The sequence below is a fragment of the Ruegeria sp. C8 genome (assembly GCF_056537565.1).
The window spans coordinates 1-20,686 of the sequence record NZ_JBQFRV010000010.1 but is presented as its reverse complement, the minus strand read 5'-3'; the positions used below and the strand labels follow the sequence as shown (position 1 = coordinate 20,686).

Here is a 20,686-nt window from a genome sequence, read left to right as displayed (position 1 = left end):
CCGGGCCTCTATTTTGATTTCCAACTATCCAGCCAACGGCGGAACCGACTGCGCCGTTCATCTATGGCGTCGCCTGCGGCATAGATCCCATCTTCCATCGACTCGAGCATCGGGTCGATCCGCGCCTGACGGAACCGGCGCCAGCGCACCCAAAGCGCCCAGACAATGGCAGCAAAGACAGTCAGGAAGGCAATGTTGAACCATGGGATGATCCGCGCGTCTGGACCTTCGACCGGATTGATAAAGACGGCGTTGGGAAAGATCGACATGAACTCATTGCGCCAGCCATAGTGGGTTACAACAACCCAGTCGGGATTGTTCTTGTCCGAAATCGCGTCATTGGCCTCGGTGTACAGGTTGGCGGTGTCGAACTTGAAATAGAACGGCCAGCCCCAGCCGGTATCCTCGTTCCGGTAGACGATGGGCTTCCCGTTGGCACGGACGGCCTGGATAAACTGCACGTCGCGGTTCGACAGGCTGGTGGATTGGTCTTCGGGCTCGGACCAGAAAATACGTGTCCAGTCATTCAGGTCTTGCCGCTCTTCATAGGTGTTGACGATGCGCACGACATCATGCTGCGGCAGCGAATATTGCAGGATCACAGCGACAGTGCCCCAGAAGATGATGATAAACGCCCATTTCACATAGGCCATGCCGTAACCCTCACATATAATTCACGATGTAGATCAATGCGCCGATTGCCACCCAAGGGACAATATACACCGCCAGGATCAGTTTGCGCCGGAACGAATTGTCATAGACGTGCAGCCCGCGTTCCACAAAGGCCTCTTTATTTCCCTGTTTGCCCTTCTCGTCCCACCACGTCTCAAGCTTGCGACGGCGGACGCCGCGCGAATAGAGCGACAGCGCGAAATAAGCAATTGTCTGCAGAACCAGCAGGACCAGAAACAGGCGCATCGCTCCGAACATCTCAACTCCTCCCGACTGCGCCCCAGGGGCCGACTCGCGCTATGATTGTATCGCTGACACGATCTTCTCCGCTCATATCCGGTTCGTGACCGAACAGAGCCGCGCGGGCGCCGGATTTGTCCACTTGATACTCGCGGGCCAGAAACTCGGCAACATAGGCCTTCTTGGCCTCGGGCCATGTGGCGTAGGTTTTGTAGAACAGCTCTTTGTGGCAGATGAACATCTGGCGAGGATCCAGCGGGGCCAGTTCGGACAGTAACATATTCACCAAATCACGCTGCGGCGTATCCGCGGCGCGCAACGTATAGAAATACGCCGGATGGTCCGAGGTGATACGCGGCCAAGGCCCGCCATCGGTTGCCCAGCGCAACAATTGGGCGAGGCCTTGATATGCCTCAGGTAGGCGATCTGAGTGGTTTCGCGCCAAACGCCTCATATCTCGGCGATCCAGCCCCATCAGATCAACATCGGCATCTGCGGCGGCGGCAACGGTCAGGAAATCCATCTTTTGCTGAAGGATCGCTGCCGCATCCACGCCGCGCGCCTTCACGATGGGTTCGACCAGATCATTGTAGTCGAGGAATTTGGCAATCTGGTTCCTCTGGGATGGGTCAAACGTGTACTTGATTTTCAGATCGTCGGGCTTTTCACCCATGCAAATCGCCGCCGGGTGATCCATGTCGGGAAACAGGTACAGCCCACCGAAATGCGCCGTCCAGAAGTTGCGCTGTTCAAATACCGTGTGGCGCAGATGGACCGGGTTGCGGGTGACGTCTCCGGTTTCTTTCGCCGTTTCGATCATCTGGGCGATCAGGACATCATCGAACCACGCATCCTCTTCGGTCTTGAACTTTTCGACCATGCCCGCCAGCTGCTCGGCTTTGCGCAGGGTGCCGCCTGCTGTATCGGCCTCAATCTCGATCTTGCGCAGGTTTAGAAGATCATTGGGCGTGGTGAGTTTGAAGACCGAGTTCACCAACTCTCCGGCCACCGCATCGGTGGCGGTCAGGGCAAACAACTGCGCCTCGTTCATCTCGATAAACTCGCGCAGAATATCGCGCGAGGTCGAGAATTTGACGTTCAGAAGAGGCGCGCGTTTCTGCTCGGTCGTCAGCAGGATGAACTGTCGGTTGACGCCATTGGGGTTGAGGTAGAGCGGGTCGTCCAGCTCAATCCCCACCTCTGGCGAATAGCCCGAGATATCGACATGGAAATCCGTCAGCGCCGTGGTCTTGCCGGCCAGATGCTGCAACGCGCGGTTATACCGCTCGACCAGAGCCGGGCTGGAGATGTGAACGAGGTTGCCGAACATCAGGCCTTTTTCGATGAGGCGGATCATTCCGAAAGCCTATGCGTAACTTGTATGCTTATCCCTTTGATCAAACCAACCCAATAGGGTGCAGACAAGATAAGACTTCCGATAAACACAATAGAAGGGTCTAGCCTTTCACCCAGCTCCCAGACATCAAAAACCAAAATACCAGATGCGGTATCGAACCCAACAAAAACAATGACAGCGGCAAACAAACTGGCGGTCCACCAAAAGAAGAACCTCAGCCACATGAACCCGCCTAAGGGAACAGGTAAACTGCGGCGGATCACCCAAAGGACAAATTTGGTACCCGCATAAGCCAATAGAGCGCAAGCTATAAGGAATGGTATATCAAGCACTCAGTTGGCCCTTCTCTTCGGTTGGAAATAGTGATCCACTCAGTTTATTCTCCCGCTAAATCGCCCAACTACCACAACCGCCAACACCAACAACGGCAATGCAAACGCTCGCCCAGTGATCTGCAAGTTGAACCCGAGGTAAGACAACACACTGCTCTCAAACAGGATCAGGGACTCTTCCCATGAGGTGCCCTCAAACCCGCTGCTCGCGTTGACACCGAACTGGGTCAGAAACAGCACCAACACGGCGCCCAGAAATCCGATCACGCCCCAACGCAGCGGCAGGATCAGGCCCAATACAAGCGCAAAACCGGAAATCGCGTAGACGAGCATTATCCCTTACCCTCCAGATACCGCCGCTTGGCCTCTTCCATCCGGCCCATCTCACGCACCGCGTTTTCGATGGCGACCTCATCACTCTTGTCGGCATAGCGGAACTCGCTGTCGGCGTAGCGGTTGATTTCCTGTATCACCATCTCAACCGTGATCGGCTGGCGAAGGTCTTCGATCATGGCCTTCTTGGTTTCGTAGTCACGGAACAGGAACAGGTCGGGGTTCTCCATCCATTCGTCGGGCAGTTCGAAATCCATCGCGCGGACCTTGACCGCGTCGGTGATGTTCTTGATCGCGCGGCCGGTAAAGCGCTCATCCGCCTGCTGGATCGCCTTTAGGTAAGTGCCCAGCTTGGCGATCGTGTCCATCTGGCCGATCTCGCCTGCGACCCGGTCATAGATCTGCAGCAAGGCGTCCTCATGCGGGCGGGAGTGGCTTTCGAAACTGGCGGCAACGGCCTTTTTGATCTCCTGCGCGGCATAGGCATCGTGTTCACCCAGCGGGATGTCATGGTTGCGGCCCATCAGCAGGTGCAGGATGTCGACGTAATCCTCGCGTGTCTGCGGCCCGTCCACCAGGAACCGCGCGCCCGCCCGCTGGCGCAGTGCGTCGTCCACATTCTCGGGGTAGTTGGAGAACATGCCAAAGGTGCAGTTGCCGCGCACGACGGTGTTGGCACCCGCAAAGCTCTCCATCAGCACGGCGGTGATTTCCAATTGGCCCGCGCTGGACTGCCGGTCGCCGCGCTTGCCTGCCAGCTGATCGATATCGTCGATGGTGCCAAACCCGATGACCGAGGGGTCGATGATCGTGTTGATAAACGCCTTGGCGTTCTGGCCGGATTTGCCCTGATAGCTGTCGATATTGTCGGTGCTCAGGTTCTGATAGCGGAACGGATAGCCTGCGTTCTGGCAATAGTCGTTGATCAGCCCGGCCATCATCTGGATCAGAGTGGTCTTGCCCGTACCCGGCTTGCCGTCGCCCATGAAGGTGAAGATGAACCCGCCGAGTTCCGCGAACGGGTTCAGGCGGCGGTCGAAATCATAGGCCATCACCATCTTGGCCAGCTTCATCGCCTGATACTTGGCGATATGGTTGCCCACGACCTCGTTCGGTTTCTTGAACGTCATGGTCAAGCTGGTGGACTTGGCCTTGGATGCTGGCTCAAACCCCCGGATCGTCAGATCATCCGCCTCGATATGCCAGGCCGCGTTTTGGAACGGGGCCAGATGGCCAGCGGACTGTGCACGCAGGGCAGCCTTTTCCATCAATTGCTCGGAATAGGCACTGGTGGCGGCGATCAAGTGGGCGTCGTCGGGGGCGTGTTTGGCCAGCACCTGATCCAACTCCCACAAGGCACCGTGGAGGGCAAGCTGGCCGTTGTCGGTCAGAATCTCTTCAATCTCGCCGATATCGACGGTGGTTTCGCCCAGATGGGACGACATCAGATAAGCCAGCGCGTTGCCTAGGACATGAGACGTGACCAGTGCCTCAGCCGTCAGCAATTCCGAAAACTCGGTCTTGCGCGCAACAGGTAGATCCCCCGCCAAATTGGCCCGCTTCAAATCGGACAACGGAGTCTGCTCCGTATAGGCCTCAGCCACGGCGAGAGAAATAGCAATTGCCCGCCGAATGGCCTGCTGCGCCGTGGCCTGAGGGGGCGAGACCAGCGTATCGCCCTCATCCGAGGCTTCGATCCGCTCGACCAGATGCACCCCATCCGCCCGCACAGTGCGCCGCGTCACAAGCCCGGGCGTCGTCGATCGAAACCGTCGCCCCGTCGAGACGCCCGAGGACCGCTCGACCGCCACATCAACCGGTTTCGCAATCCGCGGCGCGTGTTCGAACCCGTTCAACAAGGCCGTCGCCGCCGGGTAATGCTTGCGAATATCGTCTTCCCGCAATTCCATCTGATCTGACGTCAAACTCATCTCAAAAACCGCCCATTCTTCTTCTGTTCAAAAATACCTCTGCCGGAGGCAAAAAATCTAATAGCGCAACACCTGCCCCGATTTGCTGACCACGAACTTGCGCACATCGGCAAAGCCCGGAGGGTTGCGCTCGGCCAGTACCTGAAACGGACGCTGAGGCAGGATGATCGAGCGCTGCGTCCGCGTCGCTCCGGTCTCGGCCCCTTGCCCGCCAAACGGGTCCAGCGCAAACACCTCACGCTCGACGGTCGAGAACCACCCGGCGCGCTCTTCGATGACCTCTTCGCTTTCCAACTCCTCAGTCGTCCAGGCCAACGCCCAGTCCTGACCTTGCGGAGCTTGCGCGTCCTCCAGCACCTGCCGCAAAGGCCCGGATTGTTCCGTGAAAGCCGAGGAATACATCGGCCCCACATGAATGCGGCGCAGGTGTTTGGGGTGCAGGTCGTCGAAATCCTGATCGAAGCCCTTGGCAATCGTCACCAGTTTCAACCCGCCTAAGGATTGCGCCATCAGATGTGCCTGCACCTCGGGCCAGCGGCGTTGATCCTTGGGCAGGGCCGTCTTGCCGCTATCCTCCAACTGCATCAGGTAGATGACCGGCAAATTGATCTGGCTGTCATAGACCGCCCAATGGATCATGAACTTCCGCCGTTCACCCTCATTCCCGATCCAGTGGCATTCGGGATCGTTGCGCGCCCAGAACAGCTGACCTTTCAGCAATTCCTCGTAATAGAGCCTTTGAGACAGCGCGAATTGCAGCTTGGTCGGGATTTCCTGGTCGCCGATGATCGTTCGCACCATGTCGGTTTTCAGATCATCTTCCGAGGGCATATTCGCCAGATGCACCTGAGCCTGCTGCGCGTCATTGGCCATGGTCAGCAACTCGGCCGCCACCGGAAAGCCGCTGTCGCGCTTGTCCATGGCGAGGCTGCCGAAGAACCGCCCGGTATCGCGCCCGACCAGCAGGTATTTCATGCTGAGCGCCCGGAAGGTGTAGAGCAACCCCGAGAGGTAGCGCGACACGATCCGCACCTCTTGCTTGCTGATCGCGCCCTCCGCCTCCATCGTCGCGGCTACGCGCAGAAGGTGGACGGTGATCACCTCGAATTTGCGGAAATATCGGCGCGAGGCGAAGGTGTCGGTCAGGCCGACATGGTCTTGGGTCGGGTTATTCATTTAGCTTATCGACCAATAGAAGGAATACCTCGAATGCCAACCAAAGTGCGCCCCAGACTGCGAACACGGCTGAAACTCCAAATGATCCGAGCGCGAAGACCAATGGCACGAAGAACATCATCAATCTCAGATCGGGACCAAGGTATGCTGGAATCAATTGGGTCATGTACCCGAACAGGATGAGAATCGCCCCAAAGAGCGCAACGCCCACTGCTGAACTTAGCATCTTTAGCGGCGAACGGATCGCGTCCTCACCCCCCATACAAATTCTTATCATGCTTCTCGACAATCGAGGCGAACCGGCGGGCAAAGCGTTCATCCGCCTTGGCCTTTTTCTCCAGCACGTCGCGGGCAAAGACCATGTGGTCCTCATGCGCCTCGAGCATGTCGGCCATCTTCTGGTTGGTCGCGGTGCCGATGGCGGCCATGGCCGTCTGCGCCTCTTGGTCGGTCTGAACGCCGATCTCGTTGATGCGGTGGGCCACGTCCTGCTGTTGCGCGGTTTTCAGCGATTTGGTCAGGGCGTCATACAGCACCACGCGCTGTTGCGTGTCTGTCTGCAGCTTGTTGATCAGCACCATCTGCGTCGCCGCCTGATTTTGCAGTGAATCGACCCAGGTCTTGCCCTTTTCGATATAGCGCTCCAGCGTCTGTGACTTGGCCAGCTTGACCTGCTCTTCCTGAACCTTGGCGTTGTATTGCTTGTTCAGCTCGGCCAGCTCGGTTTCCAGCTGGGTACGCGCAGCGGCATCCTGTTCGACGCTGATCTTGTTTTCCAAGGTGATGATCGTCGGGTCCATACCCTGAATTTCGGCCCGCAAAGCCTCGAGTTCCGCAACGGTCGCTTCACGGTCGTCCAGCGTGACGGTCAGGTTGTCCTCAACCTTGACGCGCTGTTCTTCCAGCACGGACAGTTGACCCTCCAGCAGCTTCACGATCACGTCGGATTTGGCGATCAGGTCCTGCAGTTTGTCATCGATATTGGCCGTGCGCATCCGCTCCTGCCGCATCGACTCGGATTTACCTTTCGAGAAAATGCCAACAAACGATTCCCACCCGGTTTTCGAGCGCATCTCATCGAAATCCTTGGAAAACGCACTGGTGACATCGTCCAGCCCCATGATCAGCTCGGCGATGTTGGCGTTCATCACTTCGGTATGGGCATGCACGTCCTCAAGCGTGGCATTTTCGATGTCGATATCCGCCTCGGCCGTACCGATCTTGGCACGTGCGGCCTCGATCCGTGACGTCAGGCCTTCGATCTGCGATTGCGACTCACGCACTTTGGACTGAGTCTCTTTGATCAATGCCTCAAATTGCTGGTTCGACATCTATGCTATCCCTTTTTCTTTATATTTCTTTATAGATAGGCAATGTAACACTCATTTACATCCCCTATAGCTCGGAAATTTCGAAAACTGTCGCAAACTCCCAAGAGAAATGAAAGCCATATGGTACCGACTGGGAGCCAAAGTCCTTGCGCGGTGGAAAAGAGGCACAACTGGGTTCATCGCCGCGCGACAATGGACATAGACAAAGCGCATGACACCTGCTTGGGTGCGCGCAACGCAAATATTGCCGGAGGCTGACCCATGCTGGACGCGACGACCGATCTGAAATCCCTGCTCAAGAATCCCGACCTTCTGGTGACCAAAGCCTATATCGGTGGCCAATGGGTAGATGGCGACAACGGCACGTTCGCAGTGACCAACCCCGCACGCGGAGACGTGATTGCCGAAGTTGCCGATGTCAGCCGCGCGCAAGTCGCAGGCGCCATCGCGCAGGCCGAAGCTGCGCAGAAGGAATGGGCCAAGCTGACCGGTAAGGAACGCGCCGCCATCCTGCGCCGCTGGTTCGACCTGATGATGGAAAACGCCGAGGATCTGGGCAAGATCCTGACCGCCGAGCAAGGCAAGCCCCTGGCCGAGGCTGTTGGCGAAATCGGCTATGGCGCCTCCTTCATCGAGTTTTTCGGGGAAGAGGCCAAGCGGGTATATGGCGAGACCATTCCCGGCCATCAGCGCGACAAGCGGATCATGGTGATGAAACAGCCAATCGGCGTTGCTGCTTCGATCACGCCGTGGAACTTCCCCAACGCGATGATCACCCGCAAGGCGGGCCCGGCACTGGCCGCCGGCTGCGCCTTTGTTGCGCGCCCGGCCACAGAGACCCCTCTGTCTGCTCTGGTTCTGGCGCTGCTGGCAGAACAGGCGGGCGTGCCTGCGGGTGTCTTCAACGTCGTGCCATCGACTCAGGCCAGCGAGACCGGCAAGGAGTTCTGCGAGAACCCAGGCGTGCGCAAGCTGACCTTTACCGGCTCGACCGAAGTGGGCCGCATCCTGCTACGCCAGGCGGCCGATCAGGTCATGAAATGCTCGATGGAGCTGGGCGGCAACGCGCCCTTCATCGTGTTTGACGACACCGATCTGGACGCAGCCGTCGAAGGCGCGATGCTGTGCAAGTTCCGCAACAACGGCCAGACCTGTGTCTGCGCCAACCGCATTTACGTGCAGGCGGGCGTCTACGATGCCTTTGCCGCCAAGCTGAAAGCTGCGGTTGAGGCGCTAACAGTCGGCGACGGACTGAGCGCTGGCACAACCACCGGCCCCTTGATCAACGACGACGCAGTGGCCAAAGTCGAAGAGCATATCAAGGATGTCACCGACAAAGGCGGCGCGGTTTTGACCGGCGGTCTGCCTCATGATCTGGGTGGCACTTTCTTCCAACCCACGATCGTGACCGGCGTGACTCAGGACATGATGGTCGCGCAGGACGAGACCTTTGGCCCATTGGCTCCCCTGTTCAAGTTCGAGGACGAAGATGACGTCATCGCCATGGCCAATGATACGATCTTCGGGCTGGCCTCGTATTTCTATGCCAAGGACCTGAGCCGCGTCTACAAAGTGGCCGAGGCGCTAGAGTACGGTATCGTCGGCGTGAACACCGGCATCATCTCGACCGAGTTGGGCCCATTCGGCGGCGTCAAGCAATCCGGCCTAGGCCGTGAAGGCAGCCACCACGGCATGGAAGACTATATGGAAATGAAATACGTCTGCCTGTCGGTCTGAACAGGAAGACTGCCCCCTCTCATCGCGTTGAGGGGGCAGTTTATACGATAGGGCACGACGTATCTGACATTTCACCATTCCCCAAAACAGAACGAAGATGCGCGTAGGTGGGCGGATCGTAAGGCATGCGCGCGTCTCAACACTTCGCGCGTCTCGGGTATTCCTTGTAGCAGGGATGAATGTTGAGACATAGGTGGTGCCGCTGAAGGGACTCGAACCCCCGACCCCATCATTACGAATGACGTGCTCTACCAGCTGAGCTACAGCGGCACCGTTGGTCCTCCGAAGCTGAATTCGGAAGGATGCGAAGGCTTCTTTAATTCGTCAGGTCTGCGCCTGCAAGCCCGGATCAGCGCGCCGAGGCTTCATGAAAATTCTGTGACACAATAGGGTTCCCGGTTGACCACCAATATATATTTCCATAATTCATGAAATATGATAGAAGAGATCACCGATCAGCTGGCCATTCTGGGGCATCCGCAACGCATCACAGTCTTTCGCATGTTAATGCGACGGTTTCCTGACACCGTGCCAGCGGGTGAGCTGGCCTCGGAGCTGGATATCAAACCCAGCACCATGTCGAACTATCTGAATGCGCTGCAAAGGTCCGGGCTGGTGACACAGGAACGCTCTGGCACGTCTCTGCTTTATTCCGTCGACATGGCTAAAGTTCAGGGAATGCTGGATTTTCTGGTCGTCGATTGCTGCCGGGGTCGTCCCGATATCTGCATGCCTTTCACACAGGGAAATGAAGACATGACTGACCGCAAGTTCAACGTCCTGTTTCTATGCGTGGGCAATTCCGCCCGCTCGATCTTTGCCGAAACACTGCTGCGCCAATTGGGTGGCGACAGGTTCACCGTCTATTCCGCCGGAACGCAGCCCGCGTCCGAGTTGAATCCCTTTGCCGTGCAGGTGTTGCAGGACAAGGGTCACGATACTTCGGTCCTGCGCTCCAAGCATATGTCGGAATTTGCGGCCGACGGTGCGCCGGAGATGGATTTTGTTTTTACCGTTTGCAATCAAGCTGCGAACGAAGACTGCCCGGCCTGGGAAGGCCAACCGATCAGCGGCCATTGGGGCATGGAAGACCCGGTGAAAGCTACCGGAACCGATGCCGAGAAAAGCCTCGCCTTTCAAAACGCCTATGGCGCGCTGAAGCGCCGGATCGAGGCGTTCACCTCCTTGCCGGTCGAAAGCCTTGACCGGATCGCCCTACAATCTGCTGTCGATGACATCGGCAGAACCTCTGTCGGAGACTGAAATGACCACATATGCTGTGAATGGCCTGGGCCGGATAGGAAAACTGGCCCTGAAACCGCTGTTGGAGAAAGGCGCCAAGATCGCCTGGATCAACGACGCGGTCGGAGATGCCGAGATGCACGCGCATCTGTTGGAGTTCGATACGGTTCATGGCCGTTGGGACGCCACTTTCGAGCATGATGACGAAAGCGTCACCATTAACGGCACCCGCCTGCCCTTCATCGGCACCAAGGATCTGAGCGCTCTGCCGCTGGACGGCGTCGATGTGGTGATTGACTGCACCGGTGTCTTCAAGACCGAGGCAAAACTGGCCCCCTATTTCGATGCGGGCGTAAAAAAAGTTGTCGTCTCGGCCCCGGTCAAGGACGGCCCGACCGCCAATATCGTGATGGGCGTGAATGATGACATCTACGATCCGGCGACCGATCAAATCGTGACCGCAGCCTCCTGCACGACGAACTGTCTGGCCCCGGTGGTGAAGGTCATCCATGAGAACCTGGGCATCCGCCACGGCTCTATGACCACGATTCATGACGTGACCAACACGCAGACCATCGTGGATCGTCCCGCCAAGGATCTGCGCCGGGCGCGCTCGGCCCTGAACTCACTGATCCCGACCACAACCGGCTCGGCCACGGCGATCACGCTGATCTACCCTGAACTCAAGGGGCGTCTGAACGGCCATGCGGTGCGGGTGCCGCTGTTGAACGCCTCACTGACAGACTGCGTGTTCGAGGTGGAGCGTGAAACCACTGTCGAAGAGGTCAATGCCTTCTTCAAAGCAGCCGCCGAAGGTGAGTTGAACGGCATTCTGGGCTATGAGACCCGCCCGCTGGTCTCGACCGACTACACCAATGACGAACGCTCTTCGATCGTCGATGCGCCGTCGACTATGGTTGTGAACGGGACACAGGTGAAAATCTATGCCTGGTATGACAACGAGATGGGCTATGCCCACCGTCTGGTCGATGTTGCGCTGATGATTGGGGCCTCGCTGTGACCGATCGGCCCGAGGGGCTGTCGGCCTATATCGCGGTCACGGCGGCCTATTGGGCCTTTATGCTGACCGACGGAGCCTTGCGGATGCTAGTGCTGTTGCACTTTCACACGCTTGGCTTCTCGCCGGTGCAACTGGCCTATCTGTTTGTCCTCTATGAAATCGCTGGGATGGTGACGAACCTTGCAGCGGGCTGGATCGCAGCGCGGTTTGGCTTGACCTCGACGCTCTATGCCGGGCTTGGGTTGCAGGTGGTGGCGCTGCTAGCGTTGACGCAACTAGACCCTAATTGGGCGATTGGCGCATCTGTGGCCTTCGTCATGATCGTGCAAGGCGCAAGCGGAGTGGCCAAGGATCTGGCCAAGATGTCCTCGAAATCCGCAGTGAAATTACTGGCCCCAACCGAGGGCGGCGGGCTGTTTCGCTGGGTTGCGGTGCTGACCGGATCAAAGAACGCCGTCAAAGGGCTGGGCTTCCTTCTCGGTGCAGCCATGCTGGCAACGCTGGGCTTTCAGGCGGCGATCATCGTGATGGCAGTTGTTCTCGCGGTGATCCTGTTCGCCGTCATCCGCTTCATGCCCCCCGGCCTGCCCAAAGGGCGCAAGGGCGCAAAGTTCTCTGAGGTCTTCTCAAAGTCCGCCAACGTCAATTGGCTGTCCGCCGCGCGGGTTTTCCTGTTCGGTGCCCGCGACGTGTGGTTCGTGGTTGGCATCCCGATCTATTTCTATGCCGTCCTCTCGGATGGCACAGAAGAGGGCAACCGCGCCGCCTTTTTCATGATCGGCACCTTCATGGCATTCTGGATCATCCTCTACGGCGTCATTCAGGCCAACGCGCCCAAAATCCTGCGGGCCTCAGACCGGTCCGAGGGGGATTTGATCCGCGCTGCGCGCAGCTGGGCCACAATGCTGTTTTGCGTTCCTGCGGCTCTAACATTGGCAGTTTTGCTGTCTTCAGGGCCGGAGAAATGGCTGACAATCACGTTGGTTTTGGGCCTTCTGGTGTTTGGGGCAATCTTCGCCGTTAATTCATCCCTGCATTCCTATCTGATCCTCGCCTTCACCAAGTCCGAGCGGGTCACGATGGATGTCGGCTTCTACTACATGGCCAACGCGACAGGCCGCCTTTTGGGCACCGTCCTGTCCGGCTTTACCTATCAGGTCGGCGGCCTCCCCCTTGTGCTGGGAACAGCGGCTGTCATGGTGGCGCTTGCGGCGCTCACTTCGGGCAAGCTGGCCGACCAAACAACTGAGGCATATTCATGAGCATCTTCGAGCGCTATCTGACCATCTGGGTCGCCCTCGCCATGGTCGGTGGTGTACTGATCGGACTGGCCGCGCCCGGTCTGGTCGGCCTGATCGCCGGGGCCGAGGTGGCCAGTGTCAACCTGGTCGTAGCCCTGCTGATCTGGGCCATGGTCTATCCGATGATGGTCGGCGTCGATTTCAAAGCGGTCGCGGGCGTGGCCCGGCAACCCAAAGGCCTGATCGTGACGCTGGCGGTCAACTGGTTGATCAAACCCTTCACCATGGCCCTGCTGGCGGTGTTGTTCTTCGATTATGTCTTCGCGCCGTGGATTCAGCCAGAGGACGCAGCGCAATACACCGCGGGTCTGATCCTGTTGGGGGCCGCACCCTGCACCGCGATGGTGTTTGTCTGGTCACAACTGACCAAGGGTGACGCGACCTATACTTTGGTGCAGGTCTCAGTAAATGACCTGATCATGGTGGTGGCTTTTGCACCCATTGTGGCCTTCTTGCTGGGGGTCACCGATATCTCGGTCCCATGGCAAACGCTTGTTCTGGCAACTGTCCTCTATGTGGTTTTGCCGCTGATTGCTGGTTTGATCACCCGCAAGCGGCTGGGCTCGGAGGAGGCCATCGACGCCTTCTCCGCCCGTGTCAAACCGTGGTCGATCATGGGTCTGATCGCAACGGTGGTGATCCTTTTCGGCCTTCAGGGAGAGACGATCCTGGCCAAGCCGATGGTCATCGTCCTGATCGCCGTGCCGATCCTGATCCAAAGCTATGGCATCTTCGCGCTGGCGTACGGAGCTGCCTATGCCTTGAAGGTCCCCCACCGCATCGCCGCCCCTTGCGCTATGATCGGAACCTCAAACTTTTTTGAGCTGGCCGTAGCGGTCGCTATCAGCCTGTTCGGCCTGAACTCGGGCGCGGCGCTTGCGACGGTGGTGGGTGTGCTGGTCGAGGTACCGGTTATGTTGTCACTGGTTGCCTTCGCCAACCGCACGCGGGTCCGGTTTCCCGAACCCGCGACGCAGTAGACCATTCAGCGCACCGAATGATCATACAGCACCGCAATCGCCGCGGAGGCGATGCGAGTGCGGCGATCATCGGCGCGGCTGGTCAGCATGATCGGAACCTGCGCGCCCAAAACAATCCCTGCGGCCTCAGCTCCGGCCAGATACATGAGCTGCTTGGCGATCATGTTGCCGGCCTCAAGGTCCGGCGCGACCAGTATATCGGCCTGCCCCGCCACGTCGGATTTGATGCCCTTGGTCGTGACAGCACGCATCGACACGGCGTTGTCAAAAGCCAGAGGGCCATCGAGCATACCGCCCGTGATCTGCCCGCGATCCGCCATTTTGCACAGGGCACCAGCCTCGACCGTGGATTGCAGCCGGGGTGTAATGGTCTCTACCGCTGACAGGATCGCTACTTTTGGCGTTTCGATCCCGATGGCGCGCGCCAGGTCAATGGCATTCTGAACCATGTCCGCCTTGGTCTGCAGATCGGGCGCTATGTTGATGGCCGCATCGGTGATCAGAAGCGGTTTGGAGTAGGTCGGCACATCCATGACATAGACATGGCTCATCCGGCGTTCGCTGCGCAAACCATTGGCCTTAGAGACAACGGCGGACATGACCTCATCCGTGTGCAAAGCGCCCTTCATCAGGGCCTTCACACGACCATCCCGCGCCAGATGCACCGCTCGTTCGGCCGAGGCATGGCTGTGCGGCGTATCAATGATCTCGAGCCCGCCGATATCCAACCCAGCCGCATCCGCCGCATGTAGTATCCGGCTGCGCGGACCGACCAAAACAGGCTCTAACAAACCCAAATCGCGGGCCGAGAGCGCCCCCTCCAACGCGCTTTCATCACAGGGATGGACCACGGCTGTGGGCAATGGGTCCATTTTCTGAGCCGCGCTCAGCAATCGGTCATAGGAGGCGCCCCGGTGATGCAAAACCAAATCCGGCATCGCCATTCGGGGTCTTTTGACCTTTTTGTCTGGCGCGATCACAACGGCCTGTCCGGTGATGACAGGCTTGCCATCGCCAGTCGTACAGAGGCAATCCAGAGTGACGTGCTTCTTCTCGGGCTGCTTTTCGGTCACGGTGACGCGCACAGTGACCGTATCGCCGATACCAACGGGTTTGAGGAATTTTAGGGTCTGATCCAGATAAATCGTCCCCGGCCCCGGCAATTGCGTGCCCAAAACATTGGATATCAGCGCACCGCCCCACATGCCATGCGCGACCACCCTGTGAAAGACATCCTCCTGCGCGAAGGCCTCATCCACATGGGCCGGGTTCACATCGCCCGAGACCGCTGCAAAGGCGTCGATATCCTGTGCGGTCAGGGTGCGGGACAACTCGGCGGTATCTCCGACACTTATCTCATCAAAAGGCCGATTTTCGATGAAGCCGATACCGGTATCCTCATCCGATGACATCCATTCCCCTTTCAATACAAAAGCCAAACCTTGGGCAGACAACCCGAACAGTTGCTGTTCAACGACCCATAAAGGCTCAATATGACAGAGACATGCAAGCGCCGCGACGGTCAGACCGCGCGATCCTGTGCGCGATACGAACCCGGGCTGCGGTTGGTCCATTTCCGGAATGCGCGGTGAAAATTCGCCGGGGCCGAGAACCCCGTATCGAACGCAATCTGCTCGATACTGTCGCCGCTTTGCTGCAGGGCGCGGATCGCAATATCGCGGCGCAGGGCGTCCTTGATGTCCTGAAACGAGGTGCCCTCGTCCTTGAGACGCCGGTTCAGGGTCCGGGGCGTCATCTTCAGAGCCAGGGCCGCATCGGGAAGCTGGCTGCTTTTCCAGGACGTCCGATACAGGAACGCCCGGACCTGCAGGCTGTTTGTATGGGCGCGTGAGTTGGTGAAAATCCAGTCGATCGGTGCGCGTTCCAGAAATAGAGACGCCTCAGCCGGACTGCGCGTGATCGGGGGATCAAAGCGGCGCGGATCGAACAGAATGCTGGTCTGCGGAGCATCGAATGTGACCGCGCAGGGGAAGACAACCGCATAGTCCGCCGCAAAACTTGGCCGCGCAAAGGCAAAGCGAACGGCCTTTACCGGCGTTTCCGATCCGCCCAGCCATGACAGCAGCCCATGCGCAAGTTTCAGGATCAGCATATGGCCGAAGCGTTGGGGCGCTGTGTCTTGCCGATACGGTACCAGCGAAAGTTCAGCCTCGTCCGGTCCGGTGCGCAGTTCCAGATGGAAATCATCCAGCAACAAGTTCCAGAATGTCGAGAAACGATACAGCGCCGAGGTCAGGCTGCTTGCTTCGCGCAAAACGGTCACAAGGTGCTGCAGGGCGCGTGGCCGAATGGGACGGCTCCAGAGGCCCATCATCTCGTCCCCGGTCTCAGGTGCGGCCAACTGGTACAGGCGGGCGATTTCCTGAAGCGTCACACGCTGTGCAGGCTCTGACGCAGTGACGTGCAGGCCCGAACGGCTCAGCAGGAATTGCATCTGATCTGCGCTGCAACACACCCTCAGCGCCTCAAGCCAATCCTGGATGAAACCGGCAGAAACAGTTGTAAGTGAGATGGGGTCATTGCTGACCATGATCGCCCCCAGTTTGGCAATATCGGATAGTATCTTGGCAATATATGAGCTTTTCGGCAAGCTGCACGGCAGATAAATGACGTGAAACCACAATTACCATTGGGGGAATCTGGCATGTCCTATCAGCCACCCGTACAGGATCTGATGTTCTGTATCGAACACCTGTCCCATTGGGAAACAGTGTCCACTCTGGACGCATACTCGGGTTTCGACCTGACCGATATCGGCGCTGCGCTAAAGGGATATGCCCGGTTCTGCAGCGAACAGATTGCGCCCCTATCCCATATCGGCGACACGTTGGGCGCACAGTTTGACAATGGCCGCGTGACGATGCCCGAAGGGGACGCGCAGGCCTATGCACAGTTTGTTGAAATGGGCTGGCAGGCCCTCACGCACCCGCCAGAGTTTGGCGGCATGGGACTGCCGCGTACGGTTGGCGCGGCGGCAGTCGAGATGCTGAACGCCGCCGATATGAGCTTTGGCCTGTGTCCCTTGCTGACCGATGGTGCGATCGAGGCGCTGCTGCTGACAGGCTCGGACGTGCAGAAAGCCACCTACTTAGAGCCTTTGATCGCTGGGCGCTGGTCGGGGACGATGAACCTGACCGAACCGCAGGCGGGCAGCGATCTGGGTCGTGTCTCGACCAAGGCGGTGCAGCGCGAAGATGGCAGCTATGGCGTGTCCGGCACCAAGATTTTCATCACATATGGCGCGCATGACCTGACTGAGAACATCATCCATCTGGTTCTGGCCCGCACCCCTGACGCGCCCGCCGGACCTAAGGGTCTGAGCCTGTTCATCGTCCCGCAGAAGATGGTGGCAGAGGATGGCTCGGTCGGCGCCGAGAATTCAGTCAACTGTGTCAGCATCGAACACAAGCTGGGCGTGCGCGCCAGCCCGACGGCGGTGCTGGAATACAAAGACGCCACGGGCTTCCTGATCGGTGAGGAAAACCGCGGGCTGGAATACATGTTCATCATGATGAACGCCGCGCGCTTTTCGGTTGGTGTTCAGGGCATCGCGACCTCAGAGCGTGCCTATCAGCGCGCCCTGGCTTATGCGCGGGACCGGGTCCAGAGCCGCCCGGTGAATGGTCATGTCAAGGACGCCGTGGCGATCATCGAACACCCCGACGTGCGCCGCATGTTGATGCGGATGCGCAGCCTCACCGAAGGCGGGCGCGCCATGGCGGCGGCCACAGCCGGGCTGCTGGACATTGCACATCATCAGGATGATCCGGACATGGCCGCTCTGGCCGAGTTCATGGTTCCGCTGGTCAAGGGCTTCTGCTCGGAACGCGCGGTCGAGGTCGCCTCTCTGGGCGTTCAAATCCACGGCGGCATGGGCTTCATCGAAGAAACCGGAGCCGCTCAGCACTTTCGCGACGCTCGCATTCTGCCGATTTACGAGGGCACCACCGCCATTCAGGCCAACGACCTTCTGGGCCGCAAAATCATGCGCGACGGAGGCGAGACCGCCCGCCGGTTCGCCGCCCGCATTGCGGCAACCGAGGCCGAGTTGGCAGAAGGCGATGCCACCGCGCAAAGCATCGGCGCAAGCCTTGCGCAGGCACGCGGCGCGTTTGAGGCCGCGTTGGAATGGCTATTGGAACACAGCAGCAAAGATATCGACGCCGCTTTTGCGGGCTCGGTCCCGTTTTTGATGCTGGCCGGTACGCTTGCGGCGGGTTGGAAACTGGCAAAAGGTGTCACCCCGGCGCAGGCGGCTTTGAACGATGGGCAGAACACTCAGTTCATGACCGAAAAGATCGCCACCGCGCTGTTCTTTGCCCAGCATATCCTGCCGGAATGCAGTGCCGAACACGCCCGCATCTTATACGGTGCGCGCAGCCTGCTTGACGCGGCCTTCCCCGAATAATGCCTGCCAAAGGACCTGACCTATGAATGACGTCGTGAACCCCGCCACCTATGAAAACCTCGCGATTTCCGAGCGTGACAACGGCCTCTATGTCGTGACCCTGAACCGCCCGACCAAGCGCAATGCATTGGATGTAGCGACGATTGAGGAACTGATCCGCTTTTTCAGCGGCGCGCGTATGGCCGGCGTTAGGGCTGTTGCGCTGACCGGCGAGGGCGACCACTTCTGCGCAGGTCTTGATCTGGTTGAACACTGGAAGGCCGACCGCAGCCCCGATGACTTCATGCATGTCTGCCTGCGCTGGCATGAGGCATTCAACAAGATGGAATATGGTGGCGTGCCGATCATCGCCGCCCTGAAAGGCGCGGTGGTTGGCGGAGGGCTGGAGCTTGCCAGTGCTGCCCATATCCGCGTCATCGACCCCGGCACCTATTTCGCTTTGCCCGAGGGGCAGCGCGGGATTTTCACGGGTGGAGGCGCAACCATCCGCGTCTCGGACATGATCGGCAAATATCGCATGATCGACATGATCCTGACCGGTCGCGTCTACCAGGGGCAAGAGGCTGTCGATCTTGGACTGGCGCAGTACATCACCGAAGACGGTGGCAGCATGGCCAAGGCAATGGAACTGGCAGACCAAATCGCGCAGAACCTGCCTTTGACCAATTTTGCAATCTGTTCGGCGATCAGCCATTTGAACAATATGTCCGGCATGGATGCAGCTTATGCCGAAGCCGTAGTCGGCGGTGTGGTCAACACCCAGCCAGCCGCCCGCGAACGGCTGGAAGCCTTTGCCAACAAGACCGCCGCCCGCGTGCGGCCCAACAGCTAAGACAGGCGGGATCCGGATGCGTCACCATTTCGAAGCTCTTCAGAAGACACAGGCCAACCATGTGCCGTTGTCACCTTTGTCCTTCCTGCGCCGCGCCGAAACCCTGCACGGCGCGCGCACAGCTGTTATCTATGGTGACATCCGACGAAGCTGGGCGGAAACTGCCGCCCGCATTCGCGCGGTGGCCAGTGGGTTGGCAGCACTTGGCGTGCAGAAGGGTGATACGGTCTCGGTCCTCAGCCCGAACATCCCGGAACTGTTTGAGCTGCATTTTGCCCTGCCCCTGACCGGAGGGGTGCTGAATACGCTCAACACCCGGCTCGAGCCCGAAACCATCGCGTATATTCTGGACCATGCGGACACCAAACTGGTGATTGTGGACCGGGAACTGGTGCCGCTTCTGTCCAAAGCTTTTGATCTGCTGGGTCGCACAATACCTGTGGTCGAAATCGCCGATCCTGCGGCCACTGGTGAAAGCCTCGGCGGCCAAACCTATGAGGCGCTGACCACGGCCCCGCCCCTGCCTATCGATCTGCCCGATGATGAGTGGGACGCGATTGCGCTGAACTACACCTCGGGCACCTCGGGCCGCCCCAAGGGCGTCGTCTATCACCACCGTGGCGCCTACCTGATGGCGTTGGGTACGGGCACCGCATGGCAGATGCCCCCCTATCCGGTCTATCTGTCCGTCGTACCGATGTTCCACTGCAACGGCTGGGGCCATCCCTGGTTGATGGCGATGCTTGGAGGGAAGGTTGTATTTACACGCGTCCCCGCCGCAGACCGTATTCTAGACGCAATCCGCACCCATGGCGTGACCCATTTCGGTGCGGCCCCCATCGTGCTGCAAATGCTGGCCGAGGCCGAAAGCGACGCCGCCCCCTTTGATCCCGCAATCCGGGTGCTGACCGCCGGTGCGCCTCCGCCCCCTTCGGTCTTGGAGAAGACCCGCGCGATGGGGTTTGACGTCATGCAAGTCTATGGCCTGACCGAGACTTACGGCCACATCTCGCAATGCCTCTGGCAGGAGGAGTGGAACGATCTCAGCCCAGCGGAACAGGCTGAATTGCAGGCGCAACAGGGCGTTGCCTTCCCGATGGTCGAAGAAGTCACCGTAGTCGACCGCGACAGCGGCGCGCCGGTGCAGCGCGATGGTGCCACACAAGGTGAGATCGCCATCCGGGGCAACACGGTCATGGCCGGGTACTACAAAGACGTCGAGGCAACCTCGAACGCCTTCGAGGATGGCTGGTTCTGGTCCGGCGACGGAGCTGTCATACATGAAAACGGATATATCCAGATCCGCGACCGCCTGAAGGACGTGATCATCTCGGGTGGCGAAAACATCTCATCCGTCGAGGTCGAAGCGGTGTTGTATCGCCATGACGCGGTTCAGGCCGCCGCCGTGGTCGCAATGCCGCATGAAAAATGGGGCGAAGTCCCATGCGCCTTTATCGAATTACGCGACGGGGCCGAGGCAACCGCTGAGGACATCATCGCTTTTTGCCGCGATAACTTGGCCGGGTTCAAGGCCCCAAAAGCGGTTGTTTTTGAGACGCTTCCCAAGACCTCAACCGGCAAGATCCAGAAATTCCAACTACGCGACCGCGTCAAAACACTGTCGCTTTGACATAGCTCTGCCCGGGTTTCTCCAACGAAACTCGGGCAAAGCCTCAAACCTAGGTTCAGGCCTCATAGCCAATAGATAACGAGTGCTGCGAGGGCGATTGCTGACAGGAAGACCTTTGGGCACCTGTCGTAGCGGGTTGCCA

Annotated in this window: 18 protein-coding genes and 1 tRNA gene; 8 read left to right on the top strand and 11 right to left on the bottom strand. The window is 58.8% G+C overall.

From position 1 onward, the window contains the following. Positions 1-8: 8 nt before the first annotated feature. From ACR0KL_RS13935 to ACR0KL_RS13900, 8 genes are all read right to left on the bottom strand, one after another. The gene (locus ACR0KL_RS13935) at positions 9-653 is read right to left on the bottom strand and encodes a DUF1523 family protein (RefSeq protein ID WP_170679282.1); all 645 of its coding nucleotides are present in this window, start codon (positions 651-653) and stop codon (positions 9-11) included. A 10-nt stretch (positions 654-663) separates the two neighbouring features. After that, positions 664-930 (bottom strand): hypothetical protein, encoded by a 267-nt coding sequence (locus ACR0KL_RS13930; RefSeq protein WP_170379920.1) that lies wholly within the window; start codon positions 928-930, stop codon positions 664-666. 1 nt (position 931) lies between these two features. Continuing rightward, on the bottom strand, positions 932-2,269 hold the full coding sequence (locus tag ACR0KL_RS13925) for a DUF6638 family protein (protein ID WP_170679284.1): 1,338 nt from the start codon (positions 2,267-2,269) through the stop codon (positions 932-934). Then, on the bottom strand, positions 2,266-2,601 hold the full coding sequence (locus ACR0KL_RS13920; protein ID WP_170679285.1) for a hypothetical protein: 336 nt from the start codon (positions 2,599-2,601) through the stop codon (positions 2,266-2,268). Before ACR0KL_RS13920 ends, ACR0KL_RS13925 begins: the two co-directional genes overlap by 4 nt. A 39-nt stretch (positions 2,602-2,640) precedes the next feature. Next, a complete protein-coding gene (locus ACR0KL_RS13915) occupies positions 2,641-2,934 on the bottom strand; it encodes a hypothetical protein (protein ID WP_170679287.1) in 294 nt (97 codons plus the stop codon). Further along, positions 2,934-4,865, bottom strand: coding sequence for an ATP-binding protein (locus ACR0KL_RS13910; protein WP_170679289.1), 1,932 nt, complete (start codon positions 4,863-4,865; stop codon positions 2,934-2,936). The genes ACR0KL_RS13915 and ACR0KL_RS13910 overlap by 1 nt, the downstream gene beginning before the upstream one ends. A gap of 57 nt (positions 4,866-4,922) precedes the next feature. Then, positions 4,923-6,041 (bottom strand): hypothetical protein, encoded by a 1,119-nt coding sequence (locus tag ACR0KL_RS13905; RefSeq protein WP_170679292.1) that lies wholly within the window; start codon positions 6,039-6,041, stop codon positions 4,923-4,925. A gap of 251 nt (positions 6,042-6,292) precedes the next feature. Further along, complete coding sequence (locus tag ACR0KL_RS13900; RefSeq protein ID WP_170470903.1) at positions 6,293-7,372, bottom strand: coiled-coil domain-containing protein; 1,080 nt, start codon at positions 7,370-7,372, stop codon at positions 6,293-6,295. A 261-nt stretch (positions 7,373-7,633) separates the two neighbouring features. Between ACR0KL_RS13900 and ACR0KL_RS13895 the strand changes: the two genes are divergently transcribed. After that, positions 7,634-9,109 carry an NAD-dependent succinate-semialdehyde dehydrogenase gene (locus ACR0KL_RS13895; protein ID WP_170679294.1) on the top strand — a complete coding sequence of 492 codons (1,476 nt, stop codon included), beginning with the start codon at positions 7,634-7,636 and terminating at the stop codon, positions 9,107-9,109. 194 nt (positions 9,110-9,303) lie between these two features. Here ACR0KL_RS13895 and ACR0KL_RS13890 read toward each other — a convergent pair. Beyond that, positions 9,304-9,379, bottom strand: a tRNA-Thr gene (locus ACR0KL_RS13890). A gap of 165 nt (positions 9,380-9,544) precedes the next feature. Between ACR0KL_RS13890 and ACR0KL_RS13885 the strand changes: the two genes are divergently transcribed. From ACR0KL_RS13885 to arsB, 4 genes are read left to right on the top strand one after another with little or no spacing between them, the layout of a single operon-like run. Next, positions 9,545-10,372, top strand: a complete 828-nt coding sequence (locus ACR0KL_RS13885; protein ID WP_170379903.1) for an arsenate reductase/protein-tyrosine-phosphatase family protein — start codon at positions 9,545-9,547, stop codon at positions 10,370-10,372. Position 10,373: 1 nt separating this feature from the next. Then, positions 10,374-11,372, top strand: a complete 999-nt coding sequence (locus ACR0KL_RS13880) for an ArsJ-associated glyceraldehyde-3-phosphate dehydrogenase (protein ID WP_170679296.1) — start codon at positions 10,374-10,376, stop codon at positions 11,370-11,372. Further along, entirely contained in the window at positions 11,369-12,634 is a 1,266-nt protein-coding gene (gene arsJ / locus ACR0KL_RS13875; RefSeq protein ID WP_170679298.1) for an organoarsenical effux MFS transporter ArsJ, read from the top strand. The genes ACR0KL_RS13880 and arsJ overlap by 4 nt, the downstream gene beginning before the upstream one ends. Then, the gene (gene arsB, locus ACR0KL_RS13870; protein ID WP_170679300.1) at positions 12,631-13,653 is read left to right on the top strand and encodes an ACR3 family arsenite efflux transporter; all 1,023 of its coding nucleotides are present in this window, start codon (positions 12,631-12,633) and stop codon (positions 13,651-13,653) included. The genes arsJ and arsB overlap by 4 nt, the downstream gene beginning before the upstream one ends. Before the next feature lie 5 nt (positions 13,654-13,658). Here arsB and ACR0KL_RS13865 read toward each other — a convergent pair whose 3' ends face one another. Both ACR0KL_RS13865 and ACR0KL_RS13860 read right to left on the bottom strand, forming a co-directional pair. Beyond that, positions 13,659-15,065, bottom strand: coding sequence for a bifunctional enoyl-CoA hydratase/phosphate acetyltransferase (locus ACR0KL_RS13865; protein ID WP_170679336.1), 1,407 nt, complete (start codon positions 15,063-15,065; stop codon positions 13,659-13,661). 110 nt (positions 15,066-15,175) lie between these two features. After that, positions 15,176-16,204: an AraC family transcriptional regulator gene (locus ACR0KL_RS13860; protein ID WP_480777165.1), complete on the bottom strand. Its 1,029-nt coding sequence runs from the start codon at positions 16,202-16,204 to the stop codon at positions 15,176-15,178. Positions 16,205-16,318: 114 nt separating this feature from the next. Between ACR0KL_RS13860 and ACR0KL_RS13855 the strand changes: the two genes are divergently transcribed. From ACR0KL_RS13855 to ACR0KL_RS13845, 3 genes are read left to right on the top strand one after another with little or no spacing between them, the layout of a single operon-like run. After that, complete coding sequence (locus ACR0KL_RS13855; protein ID WP_170679304.1) at positions 16,319-18,082, top strand: acyl-CoA dehydrogenase family protein; 1,764 nt, start codon at positions 16,319-16,321, stop codon at positions 18,080-18,082. 22 nt (positions 18,083-18,104) lie between these two features. After that, complete coding sequence (gene dmdD, locus ACR0KL_RS13850; RefSeq protein ID WP_480777164.1) at positions 18,105-18,914, top strand: methylthioacryloyl-CoA hydratase; 810 nt, start codon at positions 18,105-18,107, stop codon at positions 18,912-18,914. A 16-nt stretch (positions 18,915-18,930) separates the two neighbouring features. Continuing rightward, complete coding sequence (locus tag ACR0KL_RS13845; RefSeq protein WP_170679307.1) at positions 18,931-20,544, top strand: AMP-binding protein; 1,614 nt, start codon at positions 18,931-18,933, stop codon at positions 20,542-20,544. Positions 20,545-20,686: the final 142 nt, after the last annotated feature.

Coding starts and splice junctions, on each gene's coding strand:
- ACR0KL_RS13935 (WP_170679282.1), bottom strand. CDS start 653: ATGGCCTATGTGAAATGGGCGTTTATCATCATCTTCTGGGGCACTGTC.
- ACR0KL_RS13930 (WP_170379920.1), bottom strand. CDS start 930: ATGTTCGGAGCGATGCGCCTGTTTCTGGTCCTGCTGGTTCTGCAGACA.
- ACR0KL_RS13925 (WP_170679284.1), bottom strand. CDS start 2,269: ATGATCCGCCTCATCGAAAAAGGCCTGATGTTCGGCAACCTCGTTCAC.
- ACR0KL_RS13915 (WP_170679287.1), bottom strand. CDS start 2,934: ATGCTCGTCTACGCGATTTCCGGTTTTGCGCTTGTATTGGGCCTGATC.
- ACR0KL_RS13910 (WP_170679289.1), bottom strand. CDS start 4,865: ATGAGTTTGACGTCAGATCAGATGGAATTGCGGGAAGACGATATTCGC.
- ACR0KL_RS13905 (WP_170679292.1), bottom strand. CDS start 6,041: ATGAATAACCCGACCCAAGACCATGTCGGCCTGACCGACACCTTCGCC.
- ACR0KL_RS13900 (WP_170470903.1), bottom strand. CDS start 7,372: ATGTCGAACCAGCAATTTGAGGCATTGATCAAAGAGACTCAGTCCAAA.
- ACR0KL_RS13895 (WP_170679294.1), top strand. CDS start 7,634: ATGCTGGACGCGACGACCGATCTGAAATCCCTGCTCAAGAATCCCGAC.
- ACR0KL_RS13885 (WP_170379903.1), top strand. CDS start 9,545: ATGATAGAAGAGATCACCGATCAGCTGGCCATTCTGGGGCATCCGCAA.
- ACR0KL_RS13880 (WP_170679296.1), top strand. CDS start 10,374: ATGACCACATATGCTGTGAATGGCCTGGGCCGGATAGGAAAACTGGCC.
- arsB (WP_170679300.1), top strand. CDS start 12,631: ATGAGCATCTTCGAGCGCTATCTGACCATCTGGGTCGCCCTCGCCATG.
- ACR0KL_RS13865 (WP_170679336.1), bottom strand. CDS start 15,065: ATGTCATCGGATGAGGATACCGGTATCGGCTTCATCGAAAATCGGCCT.
- ACR0KL_RS13860 (WP_480777165.1), bottom strand. CDS start 16,204: ATGGTCAGCAATGACCCCATCTCACTTACAACTGTTTCTGCCGGTTTC.
- ACR0KL_RS13855 (WP_170679304.1), top strand. CDS start 16,319: ATGTCCTATCAGCCACCCGTACAGGATCTGATGTTCTGTATCGAACAC.
- dmdD (WP_480777164.1), top strand. CDS start 18,105: ATGAATGACGTCGTGAACCCCGCCACCTATGAAAACCTCGCGATTTCC.
- ACR0KL_RS13845 (WP_170679307.1), top strand. CDS start 18,931: ATGCGTCACCATTTCGAAGCTCTTCAGAAGACACAGGCCAACCATGTG.